The organism is Serratia sp. G204Y, from assembly GCF_051172435.1.
GTDB classification, from domain to species: Bacteria; Pseudomonadota; Gammaproteobacteria; order Enterobacterales; family Enterobacteriaceae; genus Serratia; species Serratia sarumanii.
The window spans coordinates 1-14,478 of the sequence record NZ_JBPIZA010000004.1 but is presented as its reverse complement, the minus strand read 5'-3'; the positions used below and the strand labels follow the sequence as shown (position 1 = coordinate 14,478).

Below are 14,478 nucleotides of genomic sequence, written 5' to 3'. Positions count from 1 at the left end.
TCAGCGGTGCGGCGGCGACTGTCCTCGCACCAGGTTTGGTTACTATTAAGGAGTCATCGATGAAACATGAGCATTTCGTTGTCCAAAGTCCGGCGCCCCCGGCGGCGCAGCTGATCTTGCTGTTTCACGGTGTCGGCGATAACCCGGTGGCGATGGGGGAGATCGGCAGCTACTTCGCCAAAGAGTTTCCTCAGGCGCAGGTGGTGAGCATCGGTGGCCCCGAAGCGTTTGGCAACGGCGCCGGGCGCCAGTGGTTTTCGGTGCAGGACGTGACCGAAGGGAACCGCGCGGCCCGTATTGCAGACGTGATGCCGCAGTTTGTGGCGGTGGTGCGCCATTGGCAGCAGCTGAGCGGCGTGGGCTATGCCGGCACGGCGCTGGTGGGGTTCTCGCAAGGGGCCATTATGGCGCTGGAAGCGTTGAAAGCGGAAACCCGGCTGGCCGGGCGCGTGGTGGCGTTCAGCGGGCGTTTCGCCCAGCTGCCTGAACAGGCTTTCGGCGACAGCGTGGTGCATTTGATCCACGGTGCAGAGGACGCGGTGATCGCGGTGCAACACGCTCACGCGGCGGCGGAAGCGCTTCGAGCCGGCGGCGCCGATTTCACGCTGGACGTGGAGGAAAACGTCGGGCACGCGATCAACCAGGGCATGATGAACGCCGCGCTGGAAAGGCTGCATTATTATGTGCCGCAGCGCTACTGGGACGAGGCATTGTCCGGCAAGCGCGGCGAGCTGATCGCCTTTCGCTAAAAACTCAGGGCGCCGATAAGCGCCCTGGTGTCATTTCTTTTTCGGCCAGTCGTCTTCGTCATCCCACTGGGCATTATTGTCGCGGTGCGGCGGTATCTCCGGCTTGTTGGCCAGATAGCTTTTCACGTCGACGCGGCGCAGTTCCTTGATGCCGCTGACGACCATTCCCACCAGAACCAGCAGGATAATCCACCAGTAATCAGCTAACCATTGCATAGCTACTCCTTTACTTCACTGCGTATAAAACGCGAAAAAATCGAGGGCAGATGGTGTTCGAGCCATTCGGCACCGGCGACCTCCTTGTCTTGCCAGGCCGCCAGCAACAGCGCCGGGGTCAGCAAGCGTTCGGCCTCTTGCGCCAGCGGCCGGTAGCTCAGATGCCACGGCTCTACCGCCACGCCACCGCTGTCTTCGGTAAAGGGGCGGTAGAAACCGAACTCGGCCATATGTGCCGTCAGCCACTGGTTGAGCGGCGCAAAGTAACCGCCTTCTTCATATTCCCACGGCTCCAGCTGCAGCTTTTTCCCTTCCGGCAGCAGCGACGGATCGTACACATCCAGATCGCTGCCCCAGTGATGGCGGCTGGCGCCCGGCAGGGCCGACCAGCGCAGGATCGCCTCACAGCGCTCGGCGGCGGGCAGCGGCGCGACGTCGATCGGGCGGCTGTCCTTATCTAATACTGGCCGCTGGCCGCAGAATTTGCCATTCCAGATCGCCAACTGCCGGTCGAAATCGCGGAAGGTGCTGGCGGGTTGGAGATCGAATCCCGCCTCACGCGCGGCCTGCTGCATCGCCAGGAAGGCGTTGACCGCCTGCGGCTGCAGCCGATGGTTCCCGCTCAGCGGCGCCAGGTGTTCGGTTGAGCGGCCGGTGAGCATCTCTGCGTTGATCATGCGACCAATTGCTCCATGATGCGTTGATACATGCGGCTCAGCAGCTGCAGATCTGCGGCGTTGACGCATTCGTTGACCTTGTGGATGGTGGCGTTGACCGGCCCCAGCTCCACCACCTGCGCGCCCATCTGCGCGATGAAGCGGCCGTCGGAGGTGCCGCCGGTGGTCAGCAACTGCGGCGTCAGTTCAGAATAGTGCTCGACGGCGTTGACCACCGCATCCACCAGCGCGCCGCGCGAGGTGAGGAACGGTTGGCCGGACAGCCGCCACTCGATGCTGTAGTTCAGCTGGTGGCGTTCAAGCAGCTCTTCCACGCGCTGCTTGATCATCGCATCGGTCAGCTCGGTGCTGAAACGGAAGTTGAACTGCACATAAAGATCGCCCGGGATCACGTTGTTGCTGCCGGTGCCGGCCTGCACGTTGGCGATCTGCATGCTGGTCGGCGGGAAGAACTCGTTGCCGCGATCCCATTCGATCGCCACCAGTTCATTCAGCGCCGGCATGGCGCGGTGCACCGGGTTGTCCGCCAGGTGCGGATAGGCGACGTGCCCCTGTACGCCGTGGATATGCAGGTTGGCGGTGATGGAGCCGCGTCGGCCGTTTTTCACCACGTCGCCGACGCGCTCGGTGCTGGACGGCTCGCCGACCAGGCAGTAATCCAGCCGCTCGTTGCGCGCCATCAGCGCTTCGACCACCTTAACCGTGCCGTGGGTGGCGCTGGCCTCTTCATCCGAGGTGATCAGGAATGCCAGGCGGCCCCGGTGATCCGGGTTGGCGGCGACAAATCGCTCGGCGGCCACCACCATTGCGGCCAATGAACCTTTCATGTCCGCCGCGCCGCGGCCATACAGCATGCCGTCGCGGATCGCCGGTTCAAACGGCGGGTTGTCCCAACGCTTTTCATCGCCGGTTGGCACCACGTCGGTGTGCCCGGCAAACGCCAGGGTTTGCCCTTCGCCGCGCCAGGCCCAGAAATTCTGGGTGTCTTCGAAGTCCATCGCTTCGACGGTGAAGCCGATTGCCTGCAGACGATCGATCATCAGCTGCTGGCAGCCTTCGTCATTCGGGCTGAGGGAAGGGCGCTTGATCAGCTGCTGGGCCAGTTCGATAACCGGGCAAGTCATACGGCGACCTCGGCGATAAATTGCTGGTAAGCGTCGGCGTTAAAACCGAGCAGGGCGCGGCCGTTGCCGTCGTCCAGCAGCGGGCGTTTAATGATTGCCGGCTGCGCCAGCATCAGCGCGATGGCGGCGTCGGCGTTATCGCAGGCGTTGCGCTGCGCTTCATCCAGCTTGCGCCAGGTGGTGCCGCGGGTATTGAGCAGCGGCTCCCAACCCAGTTGCGCGACGAAACCGCGCAGCTGCTGTTCGGTCAGGCCGTCGGCGCGGTAGTCGTGAAAATGATAGGCCACGCCCTGATCTTCCAGCCAGCGGCGGGCTTTCTTGATGGTGTCGCAGTTTTTGATGCCGTACATCGTCAGCGTTGTCTGTTGCGGTTTGTTTGCCATGGCGTAAAGCTACCTGTCTCGTCGAGTCGATACTGGGCGGCGGGCGCGGTCTTAGGCCTTCTCGCCGCCCGGCGATAGCAGAGATAATGCCAGTAAAGCGGCGGCGAGATCCAGACAACGATGCGCGCGAGATGCGATTGAGCACCAGGGAGAGAGGTTGGCAATGTGGTTGAACGGCAGACTTCGCCGACGGTGCTTGTAAAAGACGTCGGCGAACGCGTTCAGCCGCCAATGCGGATCTGGGCTCAGAGGAACTATTCTTTATTAATTTTTATATTTAAACGATCGGTTAAACACCGTACGCGGGTAATATGCAAAAGCGGTTTTATTCTGCTGGCGCCAAGCTTTTTCATGATTCTCGATTTGTAATGATTGGCGGTTTTGTTTCTTATATTCATAGCGTTGCTGATATCGGTCAGCGATTTTCCCGTCGACCACTCCGACAGGAAAAGGGACTCGCGCCGGGAGAGCTGCGGCGGCTCGGTATAGTGACTGTAGCGCGTATATAAATCGCCGATCAGGTGGCTGAAACGGCTTAAAGATATAAGGTTTGATAATATAATGGTCTTATTGTCGACAATCACCATCTCATGCGGGCAGTCGGTAATAATGACTATTTTGTAGGTTTTGGGGTTGGCATATTCATCGCGGTAACGCGCTTCAAAATTGGCGAGGGTGACATCGATAAAGCAGACCCTTCTGCGGTTAAAGTCGGCTGGCGTGTTTTTTTCTGACCATGTTTGATTTATCAGTTGTCTGATACCGATAATGGTATAGGTACATTCGCTGAAAATATCGATCTTCATATTATTATAATCCTTTATTTTTTATTCCCGGTGGCGACGATTATCTTAAAGTATAAAAATAGAAATAATCGAAATAATTAAATGTTGAATTATTTCCGGTAATGAATCTCAACATTTACCTATACCGCTGGTTTAGTCAGTTTGTTTTTTATTTGATTGATAATCAAGAGATAAATAGGAGTAATAAAAAGTGCCGCAAGAGGGGTAGAGGTTTTTAAATAGATGCCAGCTATCAATCAAGGATAATTAAAAGGAAATATCATAGATTATTCCTATCGTAAATTAATATTCGATCGTTTTTACCGATCTTTTGGTTCGTGATATCTTTGTAAGAGGTCTAATGACTAAGAAATATCTCTGACAGGAAGTTCAAACGTTTTCTCATTCATGGTTGCAGAGGTGAATAATAGTGAAAATAAAAAGTTAAAAGAGAGTGTGTATTTTTTCTGGGGCGTTTTTGCTAAGCGTTTTATCTGTCTCAAGCATATCGTCAGCTGTATTCTTCTGAGAAAAGTATTTTGATCAAGATGATCAGCGGATATAACCGCCGTTTTGCAACCGTTGCAGTGAGGCGCCGTCCGCATACACCATGCCGGTGGTCAAATCATGAAAGCCGTACTTTTTATAGAAGGCCAGTTTTTCCGGCACGGAATAGATGAAAATCTTGCCGAGCGGCGCCAAATCTTGCATCACCCGGTCCATCAACCGGCGCCCCAGCCCTTGCCCCTGAAAGCGCGGATCGATCGCCACGTCGGCCAGATAAGCGACCGAGGTCAGGTCGCTGATGGCGTGCGCGGTGGCGATCAGCTCGTCGCCGATAAACCCCCAATAGCAAAACTGACTGTGTTGGTAAACGCGCTGCAGGGTGTGCGGATCGCGCTTGCCCAGCCCGGCGGCCTCCAGCAATTCACACAGCCGCTGCCAGTCGATGGCGCGGCGGTTCGGGTCGGTGATAATTTCCATCGTTTTCCTCTAACCAATAAGACTGAGGTTGGCGGCATAGTGCCGAATGGCGCGCTGATACCCGCAGATGTCGGCGCTCCATTGTCGTATTTTTATACCTTTTACACGCTACCGCGGAGAAATTGATATCACAAGGGAATAGCAGCACTAAACATTGATCAGATAAATACGAAAATGTGCGCTAAGCCCGGTTTCCGGGCCCGGCATCGTTCCCGTTTCCCTTCACATGGTCAAAAAACAGGCGTAGAATCCGCTTCGTCAAATAATTGAGGTTGTAAAGTATTATGGTTGATCGTGAATTAGGAAACTGGAAAGACTTCATTGATGAGATGTTGGGCAACTGACACAGCGTTGAAGCAGATGGCAAGGTTGAGTCATTGGAAAGTCACTGAAACACCTTGGGAACGAGATTATCGTTCGAAATAAAGCAGCATCGGTAACCCGACGCTGCTTTTTTTATGCCCAGGCTATCACTCCCCGGCGGCCGTCGTATTGCCTGCCGGATGCGCTTTGCCCGGGAAGCGGCGGCGCACCAGCACGAAGAACAGCGGCACGAAGAAAATCGCTAGCAGGGTGGCGGAGATCATGCCGCCCATCACCCCGGTGCCGACCGCATGCTGGCTGCCGGAACCGGCGCCGCTGCTGGTGGCCATCGGCAGCACGCCGAAGATGAACGCCAGCGAAGTCATCAGGATCGGCCGCAGACGCATGCGTGATGCGTCGAGCGTCGCGGACATCAGATCCTGCCCTTTGTGGTTCAGCTCGTTGGCGAATTCGACGATCAGAATGGCGTTTTTCGCCGACAGCCCAATGATGGTCAACAGGCCGACCTGGAAATAAACGTCGTTCTCCAGGCCGCGCAGCCAGGTGGCGGCGACCGCGCCGATCACCCCCAGCGGCACCACCAGCATCACCGAGAACGGTATCGACCAGCTTTCATACAGCGCCGCCAGGCACAGGAACACCACCAGCAGCGAGATGGCGTACAGCGCCGGCGCCTGCGAGCCGGACAAGCGTTCCTGGTAGGAGAGCGCCGTCCATTCCAGCCCGAAGCCGGTCGGTAACTGGCTGACCAGTTTTTCCATTTCCGCCATGGCGGTGCCGGTGCTGACGCCGTTGGCCGCCTCGCCGACGATTTCCAGCGCCGAGTTGCCGTTATAGCGTTCCAGCCGCGGCGAGCCGTATTCCCAGTGTGAACTGGCGAAGGCCGAGAACGGCACCATGCCGCCCGCGCTGTTGCGCACATACCATTTGTTGATGTCTTCCGGCAGCATGCGGAACGGCGCGGCGGCCTGCACGTAAACTCTCTTCACCCGGCCGCGATCGACGAAGTCGTTGACGTAGGTCGAACCCCAGGCGGTAGAGAGGGTATTGTTGATGTCGTCGATAGATACGCCCAGCGCCTGCGCCTTGCGCTGATCGATATCGATCTGCAGCTGCGGGCTGTCGTCCAGGCCGTTGTGGCGCACGCGCGACAGCAGCGGATTTTGCGCCGCCAGCTGTAACAGTTGGTCGCGAGCCGCCATTAGTTTGGCGTGCCCCAACCCGGCGTGATCTTCCAGTTCCATGTCGAAGCCGGAGGAGTTGCCGAGGCCGGTGATCGCCGGCGGGCTGCTGGCGATCACCCGCGCTTCGTTAATCTTGTTGAATGCCAGCGTGGCGCGATCGATGATGTCGAACGAGCTGTTGGCGCCCGAGGTGCGCAGATCCCAGTCTTTCAGCCGAACGAACAGACGCGCCACGTTTTGGCCGTTGCCCCCCGGCCCGGAGCCGATGATGGCGAACACCGACAACACGTCCTGTTTCTCTTCGGTGAGGAAATACTGCTCGACCTTTTCCACCACTTTAGAGGTTTGCTGCAGGGTCGAGCCCGCCGGCAGCTGTACCTGTACGGTGAAGATGCCGCGGTCTTCCTGCGGCAGGAACGAGGTCGGCAGCTTGATGAACAGCAGCGCCATGCCGCCGAGCAACAGCAGATAAATCACCATGTAGCGGCCGCTGGCGTGCAGAATGCGCCCCACGCCGCGCTCATAGCGTTCGGCGTTGCGGTTGAACATGCGGTTGAACCAGCCGAAGAAGCCGCGCTTGCCGTGATGGTGCCCCTTGGCGATCGGTTTGAGCAGCGTGGCGCACAGGGCCGGGGTCAGGATCATCGCCACCAGCACCGACAACACCATGGCGGAAACGATGGTGATGGAGAACTGGCGATAGATGGCGCCGGTGGTGCCGCCGAAGAACGCCATCGGCACGAACACCGCCGACAGCACCAGGGCGATGCCGACCAGCGCGCTCTGAATTTGCCCCATGGATTTGCGCGTGGCTTCACGCGGCGGCAGGCCTTCTTCGCTCATCACGCGTTCGACGTTTTCCACTACCACGATGGCGTCGTCCACCAGCAGGCCGATCGCCAGCACCATGGCGAACATGGTAAGGGTATTGATGCTGAAGCCGCAGGCGGAAAGGATGGCGAAGGTGCCCAGCAGCACCACCGGCACGGCGATGGTGGGGATCAGCGTGGCGCGGAAGTTCTGCAGGAACAGATACATCACCAGGAACACCAGCAGGATGGCTTCCAGCAGCGTTTTCACCACGTCCTTGATCGAGGCTTTGACGAAGGGGGTGGTTTCATAGGCCACTTTGGCCTCCAGCCCGTGCGGGAAGTATTGCGACAGCTCGGCGATCTTGTCCTTCACCAGTTGGTCGGTCTGCAGTTCGTTGGCGCCGGAGGCCAGCTTGATGTTCATGCCCGCGGCCTGCATGCCGTTGTAGCGGCTGAGGTAGTTGTAGTTTTCGCCGCCCAGTTCGACGGTGGCGACGTTGCCCAGCGTCACCAGCGAACCGTCCTGATTGACCCGCAGGGTGATTTGGCGGAACTGTTCCGGCGTCTGAAGCTGCGACTGGGCGTTAATGGTGGCGTTCAGCGCCTGCTTATCGACCGATGGTGTGCCGCCCAACTGGCCGACCGCGACCTGGGCGTTCTGCGACTGAATGGCGCTGACCACATCCTGGGTGGTCAACTGATAGCTGTTGAGCTTGTTGGGATCGAGCCAGATGCGCATGGCGTATTGCGAGCCGTACACGTCCATGCTGCCGACCCCGTTGATGCGGCTGAGCGGATCCTGCAGGTTGGAGACGATGTAATCGGCGATGTCCTGCCTGTCCATGCTGCCATCGGTGGAGACGAACGCCACCATCATCAGCGTGGTGTCGCCGGATTTCGAGACCGTCACCCCCTGATTTTGCACCGCCTGCGGCAGGCGTTTGATCGCGGCCTGCAGCTGGTTTTGCACCTGCTGCATCGCCTCGTTGGGATCGGTGCCGGCTTCGAACGTCAAGGTCACGGTCGCCTGGCCGGTATTGGTGCTCTGCGACGACATGTACATCATGTTGTCGAGGCCGGTCATATTCTGTTCAATGATTTGGGTAACGGTGTTTTCCAGCGTTTGCGCCGAAGCACCTGGGTAAGTTGCGCTGATGCGCACGTTCGGCGGCGCCAAATTCGGGTATTGTTCTACCGGTAAAGAAAAAATCGCCAACGCTCCGGTCAGGCAAAGAATAATTGCCAGCACCCAGGCGAAAATCGGGCGATCAATAAAAAAATTGGCCATGCAGCGCGAACCTCGTTATGACTTGTTCTATCTTTAAAACGCATCGGAAATATGCATTTCAGCGGCAGGGAAGGATTCCGGCGCTATTGCACTTTACTCGGGATAGCCGAGGAAAGCGTGGAGAAAAAAAGGAGATAGTGTAAATAACGGTAGCGGAAAACGGCGCGGGCGTATCGGCGTCGGTAATTGTACGCTATTAAGACATTTTTATTACTATCAAAGGCCTTGCGCATTTTTTCGCCGCAGGGAATCGAAAAGTAAAAACTGGCCTCACCTTACAGCAGGAGCTTGGCATGGGAATTAACCCGGTATTTGCCCGTCGGCTTTATTTATGCTGGCTGATCAGCCACAGTGAGCGGCCCAATGTGCCGCGGTTGATGGCGCTGACCGGCTGGCCGCGCCGTACGTTGCAGGATGTGCTGAAGGCGCTGCCCGGCATGGGCGTCGAGCTGCAGTTCGTGCAGCAGGGCGTGCGCAACAACGACGGTTTCTATCAGTTGGAAAGCTGGGGGCCGTTCAACAAGAGCTGGGTGCACCAGCATCATCAGGCGCTGCTCAGCGCCATCGAGTAAGCGGCCCCGGCGGATCGGCCGGGGCGGGGCGATCAGTGGCTTTTGTACTCCAGGTACATCACCGTCGCCGCCACGCGAGAACGCACGTCCAGCTTGCGCAGTATGTTGCGGATGTGCACCTTCACGGTTTCTTCAGAGATATGCAACTGCGCCGCCACCTGCTTGTTGGACAGGCCGCGCGCCACCTCTTGCAGGACGTCCAGTTCGCGTTCGGTCAAGGCGGCGAAGGGGTCGCGCTGCTCGCTGCGCGCCAGCAAATAGTCGGCCATGGCGTCGCTGATCACGTTCTGGCCCTCGGCGGCGGCGCTGATGTGCTCCAGCAGTTGTTCGGGTTCGCTGTCTTTCAGCAGATAGCCGTCGGCGCCGGCGTCGATAAGCGCATACAGATCGCTGCGCGCGTCGGAGACCGTCAGCACGATGATGCGCGCGTCCACGCCTTCGTCGCGCAGGGCCCGCAGCGTATCCAGCCCCGACATGCCCTTCATGTTCAGATCCAACAAGATCACGTCCGGAGCGTGTTGCAGCGCCAGTGCAACCGCCTCGCTGCCGTTGCCGGCCTCTGCCACCACGCCAAATCGCGCATCCAGTCCCAGCAGTTGTTTGATGCCGCGCCGCATCAACGGATGATCGTCAACGATCATGACTCGGTATTGCTTCATCACCATGAAATATGCTCCCTGTAGCAAGTAAAGCCACTCAAACGCGCCCGGAGGCGTGCTTCACAGTGGGACTGTCTCTTCAAAAATAGCGGCATTCTGCACCGCAAACCTCTCCGGGCGGCCTTCAGGCCGGCGGCAACCGTAACGCAGAGTGAACAGCCGCAAGGTCAGGGCGAGAATGTCAGGCAGACCGCCGTGCCGCCGCCGCTTCTGCGCCGGATGCGCAGCGTTCCTCCCAGTCGCGCCGCGCGTTCGCTCATGATGGTCAAGCCGTAGTGCCCTTCCGGTTCTTCCAGACTGGCGATGCCGCAACCGTCGTCGGTAATGCTGAATACGTTGTCGCCTGCGGCGTTGACCTCGCAACATACCGCGATCTCGTTCCCTCCGGCGTGCTTGACGGCATTGAGCACCGCCTCGCGCACGATCTGCAGCGCGTGCACCTGCTGCTGGGCGTTGAGCGCCTGCGAGGGCAGCCGACAGTGTAACTGAATCCGCGCGGGGGTTAGCGCCTTTAATGGCTGCAACAGTTGCTCCAGCGCGGCATTCAGATCCGCCTCCTGAATGTTGAGGCGGAAGGTGGCCAGCAATTCTCTCAGCTGGCGATAGGCATCGGCCAGCGTGCGATCGAAATCGTCGATAATCGTTTGCGCCGCCGGATCGTCGGCGGCGCGCCGGAGCAGCGTCAGCTGAATGCGCAGGAACGACAGCGTCTGCGCCAGCGAATCGTGCAGCTCGCGCGCGATGGTTCCACGCTCTTCCATCAACAGCAGATATTGGTGCTGCTTTTGCGCCCGGTTGAAGTAGACGCCGCGTCCCAGCATGTTGGCCAGGCTCTGCATCAGATGAGGATGCGGCGGCTGCGCTTCGGGCTGCCATCGCAACTCGCCCAGCAGTTTATCGCCTTGGGTGATCGGCAGCGCGCTCCAGGTTTGCGCCGGCGCCGGCTCTCCTTCGTTCAGTTGCCACTGGCCATGATCGTCCGCCACGTTCAACCGGATGCAGCGCAGTCGTTCACTTTGGCGCACGATGCGCAGCACATTTTCGAACGCCTGCTGATCGATCTGGCGCACGCTCAGCGCCTGCGAGCAGCGATACAGCACCTCCAGCGTTTCGTTGGCCTGTTGCAGGCGCCGGGTCTTTTCCTGCACTTTCAGCTCCAGCGACTGATAGAGCCGGGCCAGCTCGTCAGACATGGCGCTGAAGGTTTGCGACAGCACGCCGAGTTCGTTCGGCAGCGCCACGTCCAGCTGCGGATGGCGAAAGTCGCGCTGTTGCACGCGCTGGCTGGCGTCGACCAGATGCTGCAGCGGCGTGACCACCTGGCGGCGCATAAAGCGGATGCAGAACAGCACCAGACCGATGATGGCGGCGTAGCCCAGTACGCTGACGGCGGCCACCAGGGTGAGTTTCAACTCGGAATAACGCTGCAGAGCGGAAACGAAATGATCGACGCGGTTGACGTAGCCGGCGACCTCAGCCCGGTAGGCGGCCGCCTGCCCGTCGCGGATCTGCCGCTCCATCGTTTGCCATGTTCGTTGCAGCGCCAGATAGTGGTTGCGCACCTCGGCCGGGACGTAAAAGCGCGCCAGCTTTTGCAACGCGGGCGCCTGCAAAGATTGCCGATACTGCTGCAGGTGCAGCTCCAACTCCGGGCTCTGCCGCTCGAGATCGAAGGCCAAGCGGTAGCTTTGCATGCGCAGCGAACCGGCGATGTTGATCGCCTCGGCATCGCTCTGGCTGCCGGCGACGGTCGTCAACGCCAACCCGGTGGCGAGCACCGACAGTATCACGATGCCGAACAGCGCTCTGGCCAGGCTGCCGGTCACGGAACGTTTAACAAGCAATCACGGAATCCTTTTCTCTCAGGTGAGGCGCTTCGCCAGTTTCATTCGAAAGCAAAACTATAACTTTTGCAACTAAATTGCACCGCGATTTGTATCAAGTTGTCAACAAAACGGGAACAATTGTCGTTGTGTAATCAAATGAATAGCGAAATGCCCGCCGATGTTCAGCGGCGGGCCGGTTTTCTCTGAAGATTTGCCTTTAGCGCGGATGAAATCAGGCAGAAGGCCCCCTGTTTCTGGGGGCGCTTTATTGCCGCGCTTCAGGGCGTCGGCAGATTCATCGCGGCCACTTGCTTCGCTGCGTGGTCGCTGAAGCGCAGCCCCCAGCGGGTGAAGTACTCGCGCAGATCCTGCCCCGCCTCCCGGCTGTAGACGACCACGCTGAAGTCGATGACCTTCTGCGGCGTGCCGAAAACGTATTTATACTTATCCTGCATGGTGTTACCCGGCGCCGCGAAAGTCTGCTTCAGCCGTTCCTGATTAATCCGCGGGAAGAAGGATTCATCATAAGCGTGCAACAGATGGGTAAAAAACCCCAGCGCGACATCATGCTGCTTTTTCGGGAATTCGTCATAGCGCACTTCTGATGCGAGGAACTTACGCACCGCATCCCGATCCCACTCCTTGTCGGCGCCCAGTTTGCAGGTTGGGCCATAGTCGAAATCGTTGCGTTCCGACAACAGGCGGCAAGCCAGTACCGAATAACGGTTGACCTGCACTTCGGGGAATACGTTGTATTCCCACTGCGGTTCGTTCTCATGCCCCAGTTCGTGCCAGAGTCCCCAGTGGGCGGCGTTGGCGCGGGTGGTCTTGTCGGCGAAGAAACCGACGTTGACCGCGCCCTCGCGGTATTCGGCGCTGCAGCATTTGCTGTAGTTGAGGAACAGGGAACCCTGTGATGCCGTGAACATCTCGTGGGTGCCGTCCATGCCGTTCACCGCTTCATACAGCGCGGCGATGCTGAGGCTTTCCCCCAGCGATTTATTGATGATCTCCTGCGTTTTGTCGGTGATTTTCTTCGGTACGAAGTGATTGGATTTACCGTCATACAACACGGCGCCGCCCAGGATGCCGGCGCCGGCCTTCTGTTGCTCCCAGTCGCCTTGCGTATTCTGACCGAGAATGTGCAGGTTGCTGTCGCCACCGCCGCTCACCTCTAACCGGATAAATTCGCCGTTTTGCTGTTTTTGCGGATGGCTGCAGCCTAAGGCCAGTACGCCGGTTTGCGCGAAGGTATAAGTGGTCTCCTTGTTGGCATCAAGCTTTCGTTTGTTCGAGTAGATGTTGTCAACGTTATCGAAACGGGCGCTGGTCGCCGCAAAACATGAGCTGCCTGCCGGAATAGTTCCGGCCTTTATCGTGACGCTGTCGCCCTGATTCCCAAGCGTGCGGGTGTAGAAGAAAATTCCGCGCGCCATGCTGCCATACAAGGAGTTGTACCAACTGGCGGCGTGAATGATCGGCAGCCGGTAGACATTTGGCGTGTCTGACGGGTACATCTGCATGGTGCGTTTGAGCCAATACAGCGGCGTGCGGGCATCTTGCGAGTCCGCCAGCGCCTGTTCGGCGTCCTGATTCAGCGCATCCAGGCTGGTGCCGATGTAACGCAACGCATCGTTGAATCCCTCCTGCTCGGCATAGGCTTGCCACCAGGGAGTCTCCTGGGCGGCACACTGGCCGAGGTTTTGCCAGGGTTCGCCGACCCAACCGGCTACGCCGGGGATATGGTGTTTTTCTGCCCACCATTTATTGGCGAACAGCGTATTGTCCTTTATGACCTGGGTGCCTTTGATGGCGTAGGTTTTAGCCGCCCATTCCGGCACTTTGGCGCAGTCCGCCGCCTGAGCGCCGGCGCTGGCCATCAATAAAAGGCTTAATGGTAACAAGCAGCGATGAGTCAGTTTCACGTTCGTTTTCCCTAAAGAGGCGTTGAAAAATAAAATAGGCGCGTGTTATTAGGATGATGTGGCGCTATCCCTTATGGTTTTTTTTCAGGGTTTCCGCTACTTAGATGTGCTTACTTTAAGATGATTTCAGGTCGGGCCGCCGCCGGGGCCGATGATGTTTTGTTGCAAATCGTCTGCCGCGGCGCGGCGTAATCGCGGTATGATCTTCAGGTTGCAACTCAAGGAAAAAGGGTCATGTCGTCGAAAATTGAGAATGTGAAGAAAGAGCTGCTGTCGGACAACTGGTATGTGCTGCATAAGTATACGTTCGATCTGAAACGCAAAAACGGCGGTTCGGTGCAACAGATGCGCGAGGTCTACGATCGCGGCAACGGCGCCACCATTTTGCTGTACAACCGCGCCAAGGGCACGGTGGTGCTGACCAACCAGTTCCGCATGCCGACCTATGTCAACGGCAACGAGAGCGGCATGCTGCTCGAGGCCTGCGCCGGCCTGCTGGACGCCGATTCTCCGGAGCAGTGCGCGCGCCGCGAAGCGGTGGAAGAGACCGGTTTTCAGGTGGGCGAGGTCAAGAAAATCTTCGAAGCCTACATGTCGCCGGGCGGCGTGACCGAGATCGTGCACTTCTTTATCGCCGAATACCATGACGATGAGCGGCGTGCGGCCGGCGGCGGCATTGAAGATGAAGATATTGAAGTGATCGAACTGCCGTTCAGCGAAGCGGTGGCGATGATCGCCGACGGCCGCATTAAAGACGGCAAGACCATCATGCTGCTGCAGTATTTGCAGATCCATCGGGTGATGGCATAAAAAAAGCCGGTCACGATGACCGGCTTTCTTATTGGCTGGCGCCAGGCCGCTTACTTCAGCAGCGCCTGCGCCTTGGCCACCACGTTGTCCACGGTGAAGCCGAACTCGGCGAACAGCTGCTCCGCCGGCGCCGACTCACCGAAGGTGGTCATGCCCACGA

The 14,478-nt window shown here is 58.4% G+C and carries 14 protein-coding genes and 1 pseudogene; 4 read left to right on the top strand and 11 right to left on the bottom strand.

The features are described from left to right. Positions 1 to 59 precede the first annotated feature (59 nt). Positions 60 to 749 (top strand): esterase, encoded by a 690-nt coding sequence (gene ypfH / locus ACSBQQ_RS18410; RefSeq protein ID WP_060428918.1) that lies wholly within the window; start codon positions 60 to 62, stop codon positions 747 to 749. Positions 750 to 779: 30 nt separating this feature from the next. Here the strand turns inward: ypfH and ACSBQQ_RS18405 are convergent, their stop codons facing one another. The 6 genes from ACSBQQ_RS18405 to ACSBQQ_RS18380 form a co-directional block, all read right to left on the bottom strand. After that, positions 780 to 965, bottom strand: a complete 186-nt coding sequence (locus ACSBQQ_RS18405) for a YpfN family protein (RefSeq protein ID WP_004941720.1) — start codon at positions 963 to 965, stop codon at positions 780 to 782. Positions 966 to 967: 2 nt separating this feature from the next. Beyond that, positions 968 to 1,642 carry a M15 family metallopeptidase gene (locus ACSBQQ_RS18400; protein WP_060428916.1) on the bottom strand — a complete coding sequence of 225 codons (675 nt, stop codon included), beginning with the start codon at positions 1,640 to 1,642 and terminating at the stop codon, positions 968 to 970. Then, a complete protein-coding gene (gene dapE, locus ACSBQQ_RS18395; RefSeq protein WP_033648807.1) occupies positions 1,639 to 2,766 on the bottom strand; it encodes a succinyl-diaminopimelate desuccinylase in 1,128 nt (375 codons plus the stop codon). Before dapE ends, ACSBQQ_RS18400 begins: the two co-directional genes overlap by 4 nt. Continuing rightward, positions 2,763 to 3,149: an ArsC family reductase gene (locus ACSBQQ_RS18390; RefSeq protein ID WP_033648806.1), complete on the bottom strand. Its 387-nt coding sequence runs from the start codon at positions 3,147 to 3,149 to the stop codon at positions 2,763 to 2,765. The genes dapE and ACSBQQ_RS18390 overlap by 4 nt, the downstream gene beginning before the upstream one ends. Positions 3,150 to 3,403: 254 nt before the next feature. Next, positions 3,404 to 3,955: a LuxR C-terminal-related transcriptional regulator gene (locus ACSBQQ_RS18385; protein WP_033648805.1), complete on the bottom strand. Its 552-nt coding sequence runs from the start codon at positions 3,953 to 3,955 to the stop codon at positions 3,404 to 3,406. Between the two features lie 531 nt (positions 3,956 to 4,486). Continuing rightward, positions 4,487 to 4,918 carry a GNAT family N-acetyltransferase gene (locus ACSBQQ_RS18380; RefSeq protein ID WP_033648804.1) on the bottom strand — a complete coding sequence of 144 codons (432 nt, stop codon included), beginning with the start codon at positions 4,916 to 4,918 and terminating at the stop codon, positions 4,487 to 4,489. Between the two features lie 284 nt (positions 4,919 to 5,202). On the opposite strand from ACSBQQ_RS18380, the gene ypfM reads away from it, so the two are divergent. Beyond that, complete coding sequence (ypfM, locus tag ACSBQQ_RS18375; protein ID WP_100396732.1) at positions 5,203 to 5,262, top strand: protein YpfM; 60 nt, start codon at positions 5,203 to 5,205, stop codon at positions 5,260 to 5,262. Positions 5,263 to 5,388: 126 nt separating this feature from the next. On the opposite strand, the gene acrD is transcribed toward ypfM, so the two are convergent. Continuing rightward, positions 5,389 to 8,526, bottom strand: coding sequence for a multidrug efflux RND transporter permease AcrD (gene acrD, locus ACSBQQ_RS18370; RefSeq protein WP_033635489.1), 3,138 nt, complete (start codon positions 8,524 to 8,526; stop codon positions 5,389 to 5,391). 293 nt (positions 8,527 to 8,819) lie between these two features. Between acrD and ACSBQQ_RS18365 the strand changes: the two genes are divergently transcribed. Then, positions 8,820 to 9,098 carry a winged helix-turn-helix domain-containing protein gene (locus tag ACSBQQ_RS18365; RefSeq protein WP_004941750.1) on the top strand — a complete coding sequence of 93 codons (279 nt, stop codon included), beginning with the start codon at positions 8,820 to 8,822 and terminating at the stop codon, positions 9,096 to 9,098. Positions 9,099 to 9,130: 32 nt separating this feature from the next. Here the strand turns inward: ACSBQQ_RS18365 and ACSBQQ_RS18360 are convergent, their stop codons facing one another. The 3 genes from ACSBQQ_RS18360 to ACSBQQ_RS18350 form a co-directional block, all read right to left on the bottom strand. Beyond that, the gene (locus ACSBQQ_RS18360; RefSeq protein WP_033635488.1) at positions 9,131 to 9,763 is read right to left on the bottom strand and encodes a response regulator; all 633 of its coding nucleotides are present in this window, start codon (positions 9,761 to 9,763) and stop codon (positions 9,131 to 9,133) included. 161 nt (positions 9,764 to 9,924) lie between these two features. Next, positions 9,925 to 11,601, bottom strand: a complete 1,677-nt coding sequence (gene narQ, locus ACSBQQ_RS18355; protein ID WP_060428914.1) for a nitrate/nitrite two-component system sensor histidine kinase NarQ — start codon at positions 11,599 to 11,601, stop codon at positions 9,925 to 9,927. A 260-nt stretch (positions 11,602 to 11,861) separates the two neighbouring features. Beyond that, positions 11,862 to 13,508, bottom strand: a complete 1,647-nt coding sequence (locus ACSBQQ_RS18350) for a M60 family metallopeptidase (protein WP_140367561.1) — start codon at positions 13,506 to 13,508, stop codon at positions 11,862 to 11,864. A 234-nt stretch (positions 13,509 to 13,742) separates the two neighbouring features. Between ACSBQQ_RS18350 and nudK the strand changes: the two genes are divergently transcribed. Beyond that, entirely contained in the window at positions 13,743 to 14,318 is a 576-nt protein-coding gene (gene nudK / locus ACSBQQ_RS18345) for a GDP-mannose pyrophosphatase NudK (RefSeq protein ID WP_033635486.1), read from the top strand. A gap of 50 nt (positions 14,319 to 14,368) precedes the next feature. Here the strand turns inward: nudK and ACSBQQ_RS18340 are convergent. Then, a pseudogene (locus ACSBQQ_RS18340) lies at positions 14,369 to 14,478 on the bottom strand (transketolase-like TK C-terminal-containing protein); the annotation flags it as partial.

Coding starts and splice junctions, on each gene's coding strand:
- ypfH (WP_060428918.1), top strand. CDS start 60: ATGAAACATGAGCATTTCGTTGTCCAAAGTCCGGCGCCCCCGGCGGCG.
- ACSBQQ_RS18405 (WP_004941720.1), bottom strand. CDS start 965: ATGCAATGGTTAGCTGATTACTGGTGGATTATCCTGCTGGTTCTGGTG.
- ACSBQQ_RS18400 (WP_060428916.1), bottom strand. CDS start 1,642: ATGATCAACGCAGAGATGCTCACCGGCCGCTCAACCGAACACCTGGCG.
- dapE (WP_033648807.1), bottom strand. CDS start 2,766: ATGACTTGCCCGGTTATCGAACTGGCCCAGCAGCTGATCAAGCGCCCT.
- ACSBQQ_RS18390 (WP_033648806.1), bottom strand. CDS start 3,149: ATGGCAAACAAACCGCAACAGACAACGCTGACGATGTACGGCATCAAA.
- ACSBQQ_RS18385 (WP_033648805.1), bottom strand. CDS start 3,955: ATGAAGATCGATATTTTCAGCGAATGTACCTATACCATTATCGGTATC.
- ACSBQQ_RS18380 (WP_033648804.1), bottom strand. CDS start 4,918: ATGGAAATTATCACCGACCCGAACCGCCGCGCCATCGACTGGCAGCGG.
- acrD (WP_033635489.1), bottom strand. CDS start 8,526: ATGGCCAATTTTTTTATTGATCGCCCGATTTTCGCCTGGGTGCTGGCA.
- ACSBQQ_RS18365 (WP_004941750.1), top strand. CDS start 8,820: ATGGGAATTAACCCGGTATTTGCCCGTCGGCTTTATTTATGCTGGCTG.
- ACSBQQ_RS18360 (WP_033635488.1), bottom strand. CDS start 9,763: ATGGTGATGAAGCAATACCGAGTCATGATCGTTGACGATCATCCGTTG.
- nudK (WP_033635486.1), top strand. CDS start 13,743: ATGTCGTCGAAAATTGAGAATGTGAAGAAAGAGCTGCTGTCGGACAAC.